This window comes from Agrobacterium sp. AGB01, assembly GCF_014851585.1.
Taxonomy (GTDB): Bacteria; Pseudomonadota; Alphaproteobacteria; order Rhizobiales; family Rhizobiaceae; genus Agrobacterium.
Genome location: NZ_JACVAB010000008.1, coordinates 175,277 through 188,114, shown reverse-complemented (window position 1 = coordinate 188,114; position 12,838 = coordinate 175,277). Strand labels below are relative to the sequence as shown.

The following is a 12,838-nucleotide window of genomic DNA, read 5'->3' as shown; positions in this document are numbered from 1 at the left end:
CGCAGCGCGGATCTCCTCATGTTGAAAATCATTCCGGTCGATGGGGCCGAAGAGCCTTATCGCGCGCCTGATCTTATCTGGGACGGCATCGTTGGCGACCTTGCAGTCAACGCACTGACGCACCCTGAAGCACCCGGCGATTTCCGGGCAGAGCAGGGGCTTGCGACGCAAATTTTTATTCACCTGATGTCCGATGCCCGTGTCGAGGAAAGCGAACTTGATGATGGTGAAGAAAACCGCGGATGGTTTGGCGACAGCTTCGATGTGATGGATGGCGAACAGCCAATCGGTTCGCGTCTGTGGCGGTTGAGGCGCAGGGCGCTTCACGACGGTATCGAGATCGAGGCGGAAGATTATGCGCGCGAAGCATTACAGCCGCTGCTTTCACAAAGTGCCGTTGCCAGCATTGATGTCAGCGCCACCGCTGACCGCGTGAACAATCGCCTCGATCTCGTCGTCACCATTTACGGCCGTAATGGCGAAATCATCTTCAATCAGAAATACGAACTGCTCTGGAGGCAGATAGATGGCGTGGACAATCCGCTCGCTGGCTGACATTTCCGCGCGCACTCGCGGCGCATTCCGCCAGTATATGAAGGGCACGGATGCTGCGCTCAAAACCAACTTCGTGACCGTTGTTGCCAAAGTTCTGGCCGGTATCAGTCACGAATTTGAACTGCGCATGGCCTGGCTGACAAAGCAGCTTTTCCTTTCCACCGCGACAGGCCGTTTTCTGGCGCTGCATGCAAGTGATATCGGCATATTCCGGAAGGGCGCTTCCGGGGCATCCGGAACGATATCCGTATCGGCGGCTGCAAACGTCACCTACGCGGCGGGCATCCGCTTCGTGTCTGGCGGCATAACCTACATCAGCACGGCACCTGCAACAGCTTCACCGTTGGGTGTGCTTGTGCTGCAGGTTGAGGCTGAAACAACCGGTGCCAACACCAATCGTGATGCGGATGGAATTCTGACGCTTGCAGACCCGGTTCTGTGGCCAACGCTTGGTGAAGAGGCAACCGTTGGTGCAGCTGGCATTGGTGGCGGTGCTGACGTTGAGGATGATGATAATCTTCGTGCCCGCGCATTGCACCGCAAGCGCAACCCTCGATCCGGTGGCAGGCTGACGGATTATGAAACCGTGGCTCTCGCGGTTCCTGGTGTGTTCAAGGTCTGGGCATTTCGCCGTCCGCTTGCTCCGGGGTATCTGGCCCTGTTCTTCCTGTTTGAAGGTAGGCCGAACAGTATTCCCACGGCAGGCGATGTTGTCGTTGTGCAGGCGGCGATCGATGCGGAGCGGCTTATCCGGATCGACGACAGTGTGGCGGCCGCGCCGACACCTTTGCCTGTTGACGTCGAGATCCATCGCCTTGCAAACGATACGATCGAGGTTCGCGAGGCAATCAACGCAAGCCTTGCTGCCATGTATCTGGAACGGTGCAGGCCGGGAATTGAGGGCGACACCTTCACGTTATCTCGCTCATGGATCGGTGAAGCCATCTCGCAGGCGACCGGAGAGGATCGGCATGTGCTGGCATGGCCGCTTGACGACATTGTTCTGACCAACGGGCAATTCCCTGTGCCGGGAGTGGTGACCTATGGCGCGTGATCCGGCTTTCAACACGGTCACCCGATCGGGGCGAGAGCGCTATGCCAAGCTGACCATGGCAGATCCGCAGGACGCCTTAAGCGCGCCCAGCAATGACGACCTGATTTCAGCGACGCTGTCCTTTTGGCCGAGTGGTCCCGCGTGGGGAACGCCGGACGGACAGGCGATGTCGCTGACCAGTAATCTGGCGCGCTTCACGCGGGTGCTGATTTCCGATTTCGAATGGCTTTACGCACGCGCATGGCGGCTGATGCGTGAGGCCAGCCTGCAAGGTGTGAGTGAGCTTCTGCCCGATTGGGAGACTGACTACGGCCTGCCAGAGCCTTGTTTTGCGGATGCGGAACAAACCACCGCGCAACGCATGACGGCGCTTGAGCGAAAGGTGAGGGCCGAAGGGGTAACGCATCCTGAAGATTTCGTGCAGCTGGCTGCAGATTACGGTTTCGAAATCGAAATCGAGGAGCCGGCTATCTTTGAATGCGGTTTCTCCGAGTGCGGCGGCGAGCATACGACCGGCTCGTACATCGAAGAAATCTACTGGATCGTGCGCATCAACGGCGCTGCCTTCAGCTACTTCGAATGTGGCGTTGGTGAGTGCGGCTATGACCCACTTTTCTCGATCGGTGAGGCTGAAAGAATTCTCTGCCTTTTACGGCAAATGGCACCTGCCTGGACACAGGTCGTGCTGGAGCCGTGGATAAATCTCGCGGCCCTTTCTCCAGAAGACGGGGTCATTCTTGTTGACGAATATGGCAATGCCATCGCTGTGACCTTGTGAGGAAACATGAAATATAATGCGCCGTATGGCAGTGCCGACCCAAATGCGCCTTACGTGGACAGGAACACAGCCGGTTCTGCCCCTGGTTCAAAGGTTCCCGCAGCAGCAATCGAACATCCGCAGCGCGAGATTATGTCCGTTATTGAGGCGGCAGGTATTGTTCCAGATGGCAAGAAAGTTGACCAGCTGCTTGAGGCGATCGGAAAGCTGATTGACGCTGCGACAGGTGGGGCTGGTGACGAAAACTACGTCTTGATGACGCAGGCCCGAGCCAACCTGCCGATCTTTCCGCATGTGAAAACATCGACCGGGACCATTCCTGTTGTGTCTGCAGGCGACGGTCAGGTCCGTTTGCCAGCTGGTTACAACTTTCTGCATCGTGGCATTTTCAATGTTGTCACGGCGACGATGGATTTCCCGACGCAGGCCAACAGGATCTATCATCTGCGTTGGAACCCGACGGATGGTTTTTCGCTGAAGGATCTGGCAAACGCCACCTATAATCCGAGTGCGCTGGCGGATGCCTCCCCGTTCTTCGACAGTAGCTATGACGACATGCTCGTTTCGCGGGTGATGACCAGCGGCGGTAACGTTGCGACGATCACCAATCTCGTCAACTTCGACAGACTTGCTTTGAGTGAACGCAAGTCTGGTGCGGCGTCTGGACTTTCGGCGGGAACACTTGCTTACAGTGCAACGCAGATTGTCGAATGGGCGAGAACACCGACGATCAAATCCGTCGCAGGATCTATTACTGCAGATGCGACGCCAGCAGCTTCCATGGATCACATGGCCGCTTTCGTCGATACGATCGTAATCACCCGTTACACGGCGCAGGCTCGCGTCCGAACCGACTGGCAGTCATCTGCGACCTTTGCCAGTTCCGGCGCATACCTCGATTTCAACTTGGGAGCATAACCGCCGTGGCAGATCTTGTAGTACGTCGGATCGACCAGCTGGTGCCATTTGCTGAAGCAAGTGGCGAGCACCTGGTTGCTGTCATGCTTGACGGTGTTGGTGGCTATCTGACACTGGCGCAAGTCAATGCGCTGGTAACGGGTGATGCGCCTGCAAACCTCAATACCCTTTCCGAGATCGCTGATGCATTTGGTGATGATCCAGAGTTCCTGACGAAAGTGAACGGGGCGCTTGCAAAGCGTCTGCGCTTCGATGCGGCGCAGACCTTGACCATTCCGGAGCGTCAGCAGGCGCAAGCAAACCTCGGACTGTTGGTCTTGGTCCCTGATTTTGTGCAGGGTCTTCGGACCACGAACAATTCGAGTGATGCAAACAACCGTATCGACATCGACCCAGGAATAGCCCGCCGAGGCGCATTGAGCGTCGTCAATGAAGCGGTGATGACAAAGCGGCTGGATGCGGTCTGGGCTGTGGGTACCGGCAATGGCGGGTTGGATACTGGTGCAAAAACACCGGGTGCTACCTATCATTTGCATGCGATCGTCAACAATACGACGGGAGTCTTTGATGCTCTGTTTTCGCTTTCTGCGACGGCTCCCACTTTGCCTAATGGCTGGAGCCGTGTGCAGCGATTTGACGCCGTGTTAGTTGATGGCAGCGGTAATATCCGGCAGACCCGCAAACGTGGGGACTGGACGATTTTGAAGTCGCCGGTTGATGATTACACTGGCGGACAACGCGCTATGTCGCCGATGACGATTACCGTTCCAAATGGGGTTCCGGTACGATCAAAGCATAGAGTTCGCATCAATATTAGATCTGCAACGGATACTGTCGTTGACTGTAAACTTGCAGATGGTGACGATAACAGTGCGATCACTGCATGGCTAAACGTCACTGGAGCGTCTATTCCAGCCAATGATTTTTGGGCAGAAGGTTCCACGAACATTTCCCGTCAAATCAACGCAAGTTTCGTGCTTTCATTAGGCTCGCAATCCGGAAACCATCTCATCACGACACTAGGTTGGGATGACTACACAATTCCGAGGATTGGATAATGGGATACTTTGTAGAACGAACTGACGGCGCTATCTCGGCGCTGTATGCCAATCCGCAAGAGGGTGTCACAGAGGTTTTGCCAGATGACGATCCGGAAGTTCTGGCATTCATGAACCCTCCAGAGCCGCCGCCACCAATCACAAAGCGGCAGCTGCGCCTGACGCTCGTCAGAAACGGTATTGCGTTGGATGATGTTGTGTCGGCCATTGCAGCAATGCCTGAAGGCCTTGCGAAAGCTGAAGCGCAGATCGAATGGGAAGACGCCAGCTATTTCACTCGCACGCATCCCACGCTTTTGTTGATAGCTGCCGCTCTCCAATTGAGCGAGGCGCAGGTCGACGCCATGTGGCTTGAGGCCGCTCAAGCCTAATATTGGGGGCTCTCGATATGTTCATTGCCAACTGGCGGCAGGTGCTGAAACGCGCCTGGTCCGTCCGCCTTCTTGTGCTTGCCGGTGTGTTGTCCGGCCTCGAAGTCGCACTGCCGCTGCTCGGCGGCATCTATCCCATTCCAACAGGTATTTTTGCTGCCCTGACATTCTTGTCGGTGGGCGGTGCATTTGTCGCGCGCATCCTCGCGCAGAAAGGTCTTTCCAATGCCGATCAACAAGATTGTCCCGACGAAGCGGGGTAAGTCTGCTGTGCTTGCGGCGGTGACGTTTGCCGTTGCGACTGGTTGGGCGACTCTGTTTGGGAGCAGTCACCCGGACACGCCATCCGAGGTGAGAGCGGCAATCGCACGTGGATACGTGCCGCCGGCCGTGCGACTTGCAATCGACAAGCTGATCAAGCCTTGGGAGGGCATTCACCTGGTCGCTTACCTCGACATCGTTGGTGTGCCTACGATTTGTTATGGCGAGACAAAGGGTGTCTTTTTGGGAATGCGCAAGACACTTGCTGAGTGTGAGGCGATGCTCCTGAAGCGCGTGATCGAAGATTACTATCTGCCTCTTGTTGATAGGGGGCTAAACTTCCTCAAGGCTCCAGACAGCGTACAGGCCTCGATGATTTCAGGTGCCTATAATTTCGGTGTGGGGTCCAACAGTCCCCGCCGCGGGCAACTTGGATCAACTGCGATGTTCATCCACATCCCGAAGGGGGAATATCGCGAGGCATGCGAGGCGCAGACGGCATGGAACAAGGCTGGCGGCCGGGTTGTCAACGGTCTTGTTAAACGTCGTGAAATGGGCGACGCGCAGCGTCTCGGGGAAGCTGAACTTTGTGTGAGCGGCCTATGAGGTTTGTTTCGCTATTGCTGAATGCCGTGATTGTTGGTGCGCCAGCAATCCTGCTGATGGTTGCCTTCTATGAAGGTGTACCGGTCCTGCGCGACTTTCCATTCATCGATCGCGTTCCCGTGGTGCGAGAGCTGCTGGTCGGGCGTGTGCCCCTCCAGGCTGCGAAAGCGCGCGATGAGGGCGCATTGTCGGAACGGTTGGTCTGGCAGGAAAAGCAGCGGCGTCTGGATATCAAGCGCGATGAAGAGCGCCTGGTTGCGCAAGCGAAAATCGATGCGGCTGAAAAGGCGCGTCTTGATGCATCCATAATCAATGCAGTTCGCTACTCGGCGCTTGAACAGGCGATCGAGCTGGAGAGGGAAAAGAATGCTGCCGCTGAAGATGATATTGCCGCTTGTCGCGAGTTTATGCCTGACAGCGTGCGGAACGCTCTCAACGCGATCGGACGCCTCGGCAACTGATACGCGCCCGCGCAATGCGCATGTGTCCGAAAGTGCACTGGCAGAGTGCAAGGATCTCGTGATCATTCCGCCCAGAGCATCTGATGATGCGCAGTGGCGGCTGTGGGGGCAGGATCGCCGGCTATTCGCAGAGTGCCGGGAAATGAATGTCGAGAAGGCGAACATCATTCGAGCTCTGCAGGCGCAGGGGGCGAAATGATTGCGATGGAAGCGACACCGCACTCAGGCGTCGGAATATGGATCCGCGTTCGTCATCGCTTTGGGCCTCGCATGACCGAATGGTTTATGGGGTTTCACACAGCTGTTTGGGGAGGCGTCTTGTTGTCCTCTGACAATCTGTTTGATCAACCGGCATGGGCCGGGTTCCGTGCAATATTCGGAAACGAGATATTGCTTGGATGGTCGATGCTCTTGCTTGGCATCCTCCGGACAATTGGCCTCATCATCAATGGAGCTCGAAAGGACGTGACGCCTGTTATTCGGCAGGTGTCCGCTGGCATAGGCTGCCTCATCTGGGTCGGCGTTTCGTGTTGCTATGCATCCTCTGGTGTCGTGAGCACCTGGCTCGCCATCTATCCGCTATTTGTGGTTGGCGAGCTGGTCAACATTCATCGCGCTGCGCACGACCAGGGGGAAACGAGATATGGAAAAACTGGCTGATCTGCCGCCCACCGCACTCATTGCCCTTGGGGTTACACTTGCCTTTATCTTTGTTGTTCGACACTTCGGTCTGGCCTCCGGAGAAAAAACCGGACCGGAAAACAAGGCGCCGATCGCTGCGGTCATCGTCGACCCAACGGCATTAAACAAAGCAACTGCGGCCGTGGAAGAACACACTGCCGTGATGAAGCGGCAGAATGATATCATTGAGGATGCAGCCAGACATATTGGCCACCTGGCAACCGAGATGGATCGGATACGTGAAGAGCTCCGGATCCGACGCGAGATCGAACGTAGCGCGCGCTGAAACAGGCGTCGTTCAACGGCAAAATAAAACAACACATTCATCCGACCTTTCGGAAAAGGCTGAGGGTTTTTCAATATGGCAAGTACATTTCATGCTGCCGGCACGACTGGCTGGCAGTCTCTCGTTGTTGGCTCAGGTTCCAAGCGGTTTGGCGTTCAGGTTGTGACGACACACCCCGTCCTGATCCACGTTGGCCAGAGCGCGCCGGCGGCTGACACTCAGGATTATGTTCTCCTATCGGCCGAGCGTACGCGTGAGCTTGTTCTGGATCTTGATGCTGCTGACACGGTCTATGTGAAATCGGATGCGGCAACATCCGTCGCTGTCCGTGGCTGGAAGGAGACGCGCGCATGAGTGTACTCGCTCCTCGTTTCGGTTTCAGCATCGGACTCGGCAAGGGCTACGGCGCCCCATCACAGGGCGGTGGGGTTACTCCGCTCGGCCCGGCAACTGCGACATTTACGGCCGGTGCCAATTCAGGCTCATTGATTGCGCTTATTACCGGTTTGCAGGCTGGTGAGACCATCACCGGCGTCACGCCCAATGATGGCCGTCTGGCGATCGCTGGCGGTGGTACGCAGTTGGTGGTTGGTCTGTCAGCTTCTAGCGCTGGGAGCATTGCGGCCGTTCTGACTAGCAGCACAGGCCGCACGCTGAATATGTCGATTGCGGTTGAGGCTCCTGCAGTTCTCGATTACCCGACTATGTATGTCCTAGGTGCCTCGCTAGAGCAGCATGGCGCAGGCGGGCAAAATGCTCAGAGCCGTTACGGCTTCATGCCTCTTTCTGCTGTTAATTGGGCGAATGAATTGGATGCTGCCAGACTATTCGACATGAATATATCTGGCGCTTCTGCTGCATATCCGAACTTCTTGCCGCCAACTATATACGCTCAATCTGGCTCCGGTTGGGTATTGCAAGGAAGTGGAACCCGCAGGTCGGTTATTGAGCAGATCGACGCATTGCTTCCTGTTCTTATGGCCGCACCAGTCGGCAAGAGAATTGTGTATTTTACGGGCGGTCGTAACGAGATTGGCACCATCACTGTTGCCGAGTACTTGGGCCACTTCAACACACAGCTAGCCCGCATTCTTCCTTACGTTGACTTGTTGATTGTTCCCTCTTTGTGGATGCGCAGTACGGCATCAGGTGGCGATTGGGTTTCGGGCGGGGCAAGTCGCCAAGCTGTTCTTGATATCAATGCCGGTATGCAGTCCGCCGTAGCTGGAAACAGCAAAATTATTTACGTCAACTTGATTGATGTAGTTAACGAAACTACGGGGGATAGAAATCCAAGATCAGGATATACGCAGACTGACGGCATCCACTATTCTGCCATCGGCGCAAAAGCCGCTGGCGCTGCAATACGCGCCGCCATTATCGATAGGCTTACGACTAAAGCGTTTGGCACTATGGGTACAAACCTTGCTCCAGCAATGTCAGGCTCTGGCGGGACATTGTCTAATGCAACAGGTGAGGTCGCAAATGGTTACAACTTGGCTAGAGGCGGAACTAGCGGCCCTACGATTGTAGGATCAAAAGACGGTGATGTTCAGGTTGTTTCTCTTACGAGGGCGGCAAGTCAAGCCAGCGCATGGAATGGATTTTCACTATCAATACCAGAAGGTGGCCGCGTATCAGTACCGGCAGGCGGAAAGTATCGTGGAAGGGTAAAGATCGTTATAGAGCCGACTCCAGTACCTGTATCAATAGCTTTTTTCGTGTCGGAGTTTGTCAGCACTACGGCTATGCAGAGGTCTATCGGTCGCTGGCATATGGCCTCTGGCGAAACTCCGACAGAAAATTCTAGCGCGGCGTCGATGCAGAACGTAGATGCTACAAGCGGCCTCAATCTTTGGCTTGAGACCCCTGATTTAACGCTTGTTGGCTCTGGGGTAAACATCAACCTTTCCCCGTATGTTCAGGTGGCCGTTCCTCAAGGTGCGGTTGCTACTGTCGTAACCCGAATTGAGGAGCTTGAAATCACAGCAGCCTAACCCAATCATGTCACCGTCAACGGTTATTGTGATGGCTGAGTTATCCCCGGTGATACTAGACCAATCAACCAATGCCAGAATGACTTTCGTTTTACTTCCGGCAGATTGAACTCGGTTCGGCCTTTTGGTGTCAGCGACAGGATGTAGTAATCACCGAAATCATCTTTGATTTCAAAGTTAATGAAGCCCATCGCTTGGGCTTCATTAAACAACTCCTGTTCTTCATCTGTGATTGAGATGTTGTTAAATGTGCAAACTCCATCGAAAGATGCGGCTGATCTTCTGTGGATTTCAACCATCAAATCATACAACTGCGGCGACATGTGAGCCTCAAGGTAAGAGTGTATTTTTCCAATAACTCAACCCGTTGATCACGTCATCTGAAATCTTTGAGATCAGCACACCGCCCCATCATTAAATGATGGGGTATCATTCCCACATCACCTGCTTGCAAAGTTCCCAATACTCCTCGCACTTTTGAACGGCGAGGCGCGCAGTTTTCTCATAACCTGTGTTCGGGAGGGGTGGGCGGCCTTTCAGGTAGTGGGGTACATTTCCCGCCCAGTGCCACTTTGTATCGAGGTTTACCCAATTCTGTTTGAGTACGCATCCTGCGGGCTGGCCATCTTCGGTGCAGCTCCATCCGTGCTGTCTATGTCGGCCCAGGTCGTATGGACGCCACTGCATCTTGGGCTGGTATGGTTCGGTCATGATAACTTCCTAACCGTATAAATATGTTAGCTTGGCTTGTGCATATCCCAGTAGGGATAGTGCTCGCCGCACCACCATTTCACCGGTTCTGCAGCTGTACGTGCGTAACCCAAGCCGCCCCATTTTTTGCATTCTGGGATGCAGCAATAGTGTTCCCAATGAACGCCATCACCCGCCTTAGTCTTTTCGTCGTTCATGCTGCTTTCCTAAAGTCAGTTACTGGCGGCCATCCAGCGGCGTCTCTCTCAAGGTCGTAATGCTCTTCCACCAAACGAGCAGCCGAGCGTGCATCATCCGCATATCCTCCCTGCGGCAGCAGCTTTACCTTGATACGCTTTGAGTGGCCCGCATCCCATTTATAGGTGCTTCGCATCGGGCCGGTCTCTTGTGCTGATATCCTTCCGACAATCTCCCCCTCAACGATACAAACGAAGTCATCGAGCAGCTTCCCGTTTAGGCCACACTCGCCTGGCCACGTTCGCATCCACGTATATTTAGGTCGATATCTAAGATCATTTGTCACGTGCAAAGCTCCAACTTTGTTCTACAAATGTTCTCAAATATCAACGCAGTCAAGGACTATGTTTGCTGGTGTTCTTCCTCAATCTTCGCCTCAGCGTTTGGAGCAGTGTATCCCTTGATCCATTTCCATCCGGCGTAAATATCTCCCGACTGCCTGATGTGCGAGTATCTTTTGAGGCTTGTCCATGACCTGTGCCCGGACACCGCGGCGACGTGCGGAATTGTCAGGCCCATTTCGAACAAGCGGGTGATGCCTTCATGTCGAAGATCATGAAAGTGCAGGTCATCAATGCCGAGCAGGGCGGTGGCCCTTGTAAAACTGGCCGAAACGGATCTTCCATTGAACGGGAATATAAATTCGCCTTTTTTGGGCATAGATAGTGCTATCGCAAGGGCAGGATGGGGTAGGTCGCACCAGGTGTGGTTTCCCATCTTTTCCCCAGGGTTTTTCATGTCACGAACCAGCACCCTGCTATTCTCGACCTCAAGGTCATCCCAGCGTAGTCTTGTTATCTCTTCCTGCCGGCGTGTAGAGAAGAGGCCGAAAAGGATGAGCGGTACCATAGTCAGCATCGGCGGGTACCGCGTTTGCCGATCCGTATAGTGCTCGAGTAACTTCTCCAGCTCGGCACGGGTAGGCCGTCTGTTTCTGGAATGACTTTTTGATGTCACGCCCAGGCGGCTGAGTACGATCTGCGCATCATCCATCGCCGTCTTATTCAGCGGCACACCCCACGCGGGTCTAGCGAGCGTGAATATAGTGGAAAGATGAGATATGTAGTTCAGAACGGTTTGCGGTTTGCGTCCGACGAGAAGTTCTCGCGCAAAGCTAACGATGTCTTCGCTTTTGATATCCTCGCATTTCATGTTCGCGATCGAGAATGTTTTGATCTTGTCAAGAACCTGTGACTTGGTTCTGCCAAGTGCTTTCTCATTCTCTTTGATATATCGATTGATCACTTCGGCGAGAATGTGTTTCTCTTTTTTTAGCGCGTCGAGCGCGCCAGGCTCGGCTAGCTCGGTTTCACGTTTTTTCAGCCAGGCACCAGCCGCAGGCCGACGATCAAAGGTCTGAGCTTCAGTGTAAATGACCTCGCCATCTCGCTTTATCCTGATCTGCGCTGTATAAGATTTCGAACCATTCTTGCGCTTACGTTCTGAAATGGTGCCCATGGCAGTGCTACAAAGCTCCCTGAGTGCTACGCCGTAGCATTAGCATCAAGGAAACGAGCGCAAAAGAGCAAAAATAAGAGCAAACGAGACGTGACAGAATTACCTGAAAAGCCTGTAAATCAAGGGAAAAGCCTATATTCCGGCAGTCCCGTCTTTGCTGTAGCGCCGATGATCGATTGGACTGACAAATTTTGCAGATACCTGCACCGTCAGATGTCGCATCATGCGCTGCTGTATACGGAGATGATTGTTGCCGATGCCATCATCCATGGCCGGCAGGAAAAGCTGCTGAGCCATCATGATGCGGAAAATCCGGTTGCCTTGCAACTGGGCGGTTCTGCGCCGGAAAAATTGGCCGCAGCCACCAAAATTGCGCTGGAATACAACTACAACGAGATCAACCTCAACGTTGGCTGTCCATCAGACCGCGTCCAGTCCGGCACATTTGGCGCCTGCCTGATGCGTGAACCGGAAACCGTGCAGCGCTGCGTGGCGGCCATGAAAGCGGTGACGGACCTGCCTGTTACCGTAAAATGCCGTATTGGCGTGGATGACCAGACACCTGAGGATGTGTTGCCGGATTTTATAGCCCGCATGATCGAGGCTGGTGCTGATGCCATCTGGATTCACGCCCGCAAAGCCTGGCTGCAGGGCCTGTCGCCGAAGGAAAACCGCGAAATTCCGCCGCTGGATTATGACCTGGTCTATGCCATGAAGGCGGCAAATCAGAACACCTTTATCGGCATCAATGGCGGCATTTCCGATCTCGCTCAGGCCAGCAAACATCTTGAGCATGTCGATGGCGTGATGTTGGGTCGCGCGGCCTATCACAACACCAATATTCTTGGCGATGTCGATCATGTCATCTATGGAAAACCGGCTGTAGCACCGGACTGGCAGCAAATTTGCCAGACCATGATGACTTTTGCGGCCGACTATATCGCCACTGGCGGCCGTTTAAACCACGTCACCCGCCACATGGTTGGCCTGTTCCAGGGTTTTGCCGGCGCACGCCGCTTCCGCCAGATCCTGTCCTCAGACGCCACCAAGCCGGGGGCAGGGCCAGAGGTTATCGAAGCCGCCTTCGCTGCAATCGATTTCGAGGCCACATCGCTGAAAGCTGCGGGTTGAGGTTGTGAGTAGTGGCGCCTTTCCTCTACCCCTGTGGGAGCGGAAGGTCAGCGTTTCTTTCTGCAAACATTCCCTCAGGCACCCTCATGCCTCGTGCTTGTCACAGGCATCCAGCGGAGCGCGTCGGCGCGACATAAGAGTCTTTTCAGCCCAATGACTTGGGCTTGCCTGGATCCCTGTGACAAGCACAGGGAAGAGGGAAGTCGTGGGTACCCACCGAACGACAAACAACCGCGTCAGGGATTGGGGCGGTGCATCTTGCGCCCTTTCCTCTA

At 54.7% G+C, this 12,838-nt stretch carries 18 protein-coding genes; 14 read left to right on the top strand and 4 right to left on the bottom strand.

The window, feature by feature from the left end; translation table 11 throughout:
• The first annotated feature begins 18 nt into the window (after positions 1-18).
• From IB237_RS23265 to IB237_RS23205, 13 genes are all read left to right on the top strand, one after another.
• Positions 19-555 carry a phage GP46 family protein gene (locus IB237_RS23265; protein WP_246788230.1) on the top strand — a complete coding sequence of 179 codons (537 nt, stop codon included), beginning with the start codon at positions 19-21 and terminating at the stop codon, positions 553-555.
• On the top strand, positions 527-1,609 hold the full coding sequence (locus tag IB237_RS23260) for a baseplate J/gp47 family protein (RefSeq protein ID WP_192491106.1): 1,083 nt from the start codon (positions 527-529) through the stop codon (positions 1,607-1,609). Before IB237_RS23265 ends, IB237_RS23260 begins: the two co-directional genes overlap by 29 nt.
• The gene (locus IB237_RS23255; protein WP_192491105.1) at positions 1,599-2,387 is read left to right on the top strand and encodes a putative phage tail protein; all 789 of its coding nucleotides are present in this window, start codon (positions 1,599-1,601) and stop codon (positions 2,385-2,387) included. The genes IB237_RS23260 and IB237_RS23255 overlap by 11 nt, the downstream gene beginning before the upstream one ends.
• Before the next feature lie 6 nt (positions 2,388-2,393).
• Positions 2,394-3,305 (top strand): hypothetical protein, encoded by a 912-nt coding sequence (locus tag IB237_RS23250; RefSeq protein ID WP_192491104.1) that lies wholly within the window; start codon positions 2,394-2,396, stop codon positions 3,303-3,305.
• A 5-nt stretch (positions 3,306-3,310) separates the two neighbouring features.
• Positions 3,311-4,363, top strand: a complete 1,053-nt coding sequence (locus IB237_RS23245) for a hypothetical protein (protein WP_192491103.1) — start codon at positions 3,311-3,313, stop codon at positions 4,361-4,363.
• Positions 4,363-4,734, top strand: coding sequence for a hypothetical protein (locus IB237_RS23240; RefSeq protein ID WP_192491102.1), 372 nt, complete (start codon positions 4,363-4,365; stop codon positions 4,732-4,734). Before IB237_RS23245 ends, IB237_RS23240 begins: the two co-directional genes overlap by 1 nt.
• A 17-nt stretch (positions 4,735-4,751) precedes the next feature.
• Positions 4,752-4,997 carry a hypothetical protein gene (locus tag IB237_RS23235; protein ID WP_192491101.1) on the top strand — a complete coding sequence of 82 codons (246 nt, stop codon included), beginning with the start codon at positions 4,752-4,754 and terminating at the stop codon, positions 4,995-4,997.
• Complete coding sequence (locus tag IB237_RS23230) at positions 4,960-5,601, top strand: lysozyme (RefSeq protein ID WP_192491100.1); 642 nt, start codon at positions 4,960-4,962, stop codon at positions 5,599-5,601. Before IB237_RS23235 ends, IB237_RS23230 begins: the two co-directional genes overlap by 38 nt.
• Positions 5,598-6,062, top strand: a complete 465-nt coding sequence (locus IB237_RS23225; protein WP_192491099.1) for a hypothetical protein — start codon at positions 5,598-5,600, stop codon at positions 6,060-6,062. The genes IB237_RS23230 and IB237_RS23225 overlap by 4 nt, the downstream gene beginning before the upstream one ends.
• 195 nt (positions 6,063-6,257) lie before the next feature.
• On the top strand, positions 6,258-6,722 hold the full coding sequence (locus IB237_RS23220; protein WP_192491098.1) for a hypothetical protein: 465 nt from the start codon (positions 6,258-6,260) through the stop codon (positions 6,720-6,722).
• Positions 6,706-7,029, top strand: coding sequence for a hypothetical protein (locus tag IB237_RS23215; protein WP_192491097.1), 324 nt, complete (start codon positions 6,706-6,708; stop codon positions 7,027-7,029). Before IB237_RS23220 ends, IB237_RS23215 begins: the two co-directional genes overlap by 17 nt.
• Positions 7,030-7,104: 75 nt before the next feature.
• Positions 7,105-7,383 (top strand): hypothetical protein, encoded by a 279-nt coding sequence (locus IB237_RS23210; protein ID WP_192491096.1) that lies wholly within the window; start codon positions 7,105-7,107, stop codon positions 7,381-7,383.
• A complete protein-coding gene (locus IB237_RS23205; RefSeq protein WP_192491095.1) occupies positions 7,380-9,026 on the top strand; it encodes a hypothetical protein in 1,647 nt (548 codons plus the stop codon). The genes IB237_RS23210 and IB237_RS23205 overlap by 4 nt, the downstream gene beginning before the upstream one ends.
• Before the next feature lie 23 nt (positions 9,027-9,049).
• On the opposite strand, the gene IB237_RS23200 is transcribed toward IB237_RS23205, so the two are convergent.
• From IB237_RS23200 to IB237_RS23185, 4 genes are all read right to left on the bottom strand, one after another.
• Positions 9,050-9,349, bottom strand: coding sequence for a hypothetical protein (locus IB237_RS23200; protein ID WP_192491094.1), 300 nt, complete (start codon positions 9,347-9,349; stop codon positions 9,050-9,052).
• 414 nt (positions 9,350-9,763) lie between these two features.
• On the bottom strand, positions 9,764-9,934 hold the full coding sequence (locus tag IB237_RS23195) for a hypothetical protein (protein WP_192491093.1): 171 nt from the start codon (positions 9,932-9,934) through the stop codon (positions 9,764-9,766).
• Positions 9,931-10,110 carry a hypothetical protein gene (locus tag IB237_RS23190; RefSeq protein ID WP_192491092.1) on the bottom strand — a complete coding sequence of 60 codons (180 nt, stop codon included), beginning with the start codon at positions 10,108-10,110 and terminating at the stop codon, positions 9,931-9,933. Before IB237_RS23190 ends, IB237_RS23195 begins: the two co-directional genes overlap by 4 nt.
• 206 nt (positions 10,111-10,316) lie before the next feature.
• Entirely contained in the window at positions 10,317-11,432 is a 1,116-nt protein-coding gene (locus IB237_RS23185; RefSeq protein ID WP_192491091.1) for a tyrosine-type recombinase/integrase, read from the bottom strand.
• Between the two features lie 90 nt (positions 11,433-11,522).
• On the opposite strand from IB237_RS23185, the gene dusA reads away from it, so the two are divergent.
• Positions 11,523-12,563: a tRNA dihydrouridine(20/20a) synthase DusA gene (gene dusA, locus IB237_RS23180; RefSeq protein WP_371815393.1), complete on the top strand. Its 1,041-nt coding sequence runs from the start codon at positions 11,523-11,525 to the stop codon at positions 12,561-12,563.
• Positions 12,564-12,838: the final 275 nt, after the last annotated feature.

Coding starts and splice junctions, on each gene's coding strand:
- IB237_RS23265 (WP_246788230.1), top strand. CDS start 19: ATGTTGAAAATCATTCCGGTCGATGGGGCCGAAGAGCCTTATCGCGCG.
- IB237_RS23260 (WP_192491106.1), top strand. CDS start 527: ATGGCGTGGACAATCCGCTCGCTGGCTGACATTTCCGCGCGCACTCGC.
- IB237_RS23255 (WP_192491105.1), top strand. CDS start 1,599: ATGGCGCGTGATCCGGCTTTCAACACGGTCACCCGATCGGGGCGAGAG.
- IB237_RS23250 (WP_192491104.1), top strand. CDS start 2,394: ATGAAATATAATGCGCCGTATGGCAGTGCCGACCCAAATGCGCCTTAC.
- IB237_RS23240 (WP_192491102.1), top strand. CDS start 4,363: ATGGGATACTTTGTAGAACGAACTGACGGCGCTATCTCGGCGCTGTAT.
- IB237_RS23235 (WP_192491101.1), top strand. CDS start 4,752: ATGTTCATTGCCAACTGGCGGCAGGTGCTGAAACGCGCCTGGTCCGTC.
- IB237_RS23230 (WP_192491100.1), top strand. CDS start 4,960: ATGCCGATCAACAAGATTGTCCCGACGAAGCGGGGTAAGTCTGCTGTG.
- IB237_RS23225 (WP_192491099.1), top strand. CDS start 5,598: ATGAGGTTTGTTTCGCTATTGCTGAATGCCGTGATTGTTGGTGCGCCA.
- IB237_RS23220 (WP_192491098.1), top strand. CDS start 6,258: ATGATTGCGATGGAAGCGACACCGCACTCAGGCGTCGGAATATGGATC.
- IB237_RS23215 (WP_192491097.1), top strand. CDS start 6,706: ATGGAAAAACTGGCTGATCTGCCGCCCACCGCACTCATTGCCCTTGGG.
- IB237_RS23210 (WP_192491096.1), top strand. CDS start 7,105: ATGGCAAGTACATTTCATGCTGCCGGCACGACTGGCTGGCAGTCTCTC.
- IB237_RS23205 (WP_192491095.1), top strand. CDS start 7,380: ATGAGTGTACTCGCTCCTCGTTTCGGTTTCAGCATCGGACTCGGCAAG.
- IB237_RS23200 (WP_192491094.1), bottom strand. CDS start 9,349: ATGTCGCCGCAGTTGTATGATTTGATGGTTGAAATCCACAGAAGATCA.
- IB237_RS23195 (WP_192491093.1), bottom strand. CDS start 9,934: ATGAACGACGAAAAGACTAAGGCGGGTGATGGCGTTCATTGGGAACAC.
- IB237_RS23190 (WP_192491092.1), bottom strand. CDS start 10,110: ATGCGAAGCACCTATAAATGGGATGCGGGCCACTCAAAGCGTATCAAG.
- IB237_RS23185 (WP_192491091.1), bottom strand. CDS start 11,432: ATGGGCACCATTTCAGAACGTAAGCGCAAGAATGGTTCGAAATCTTAT.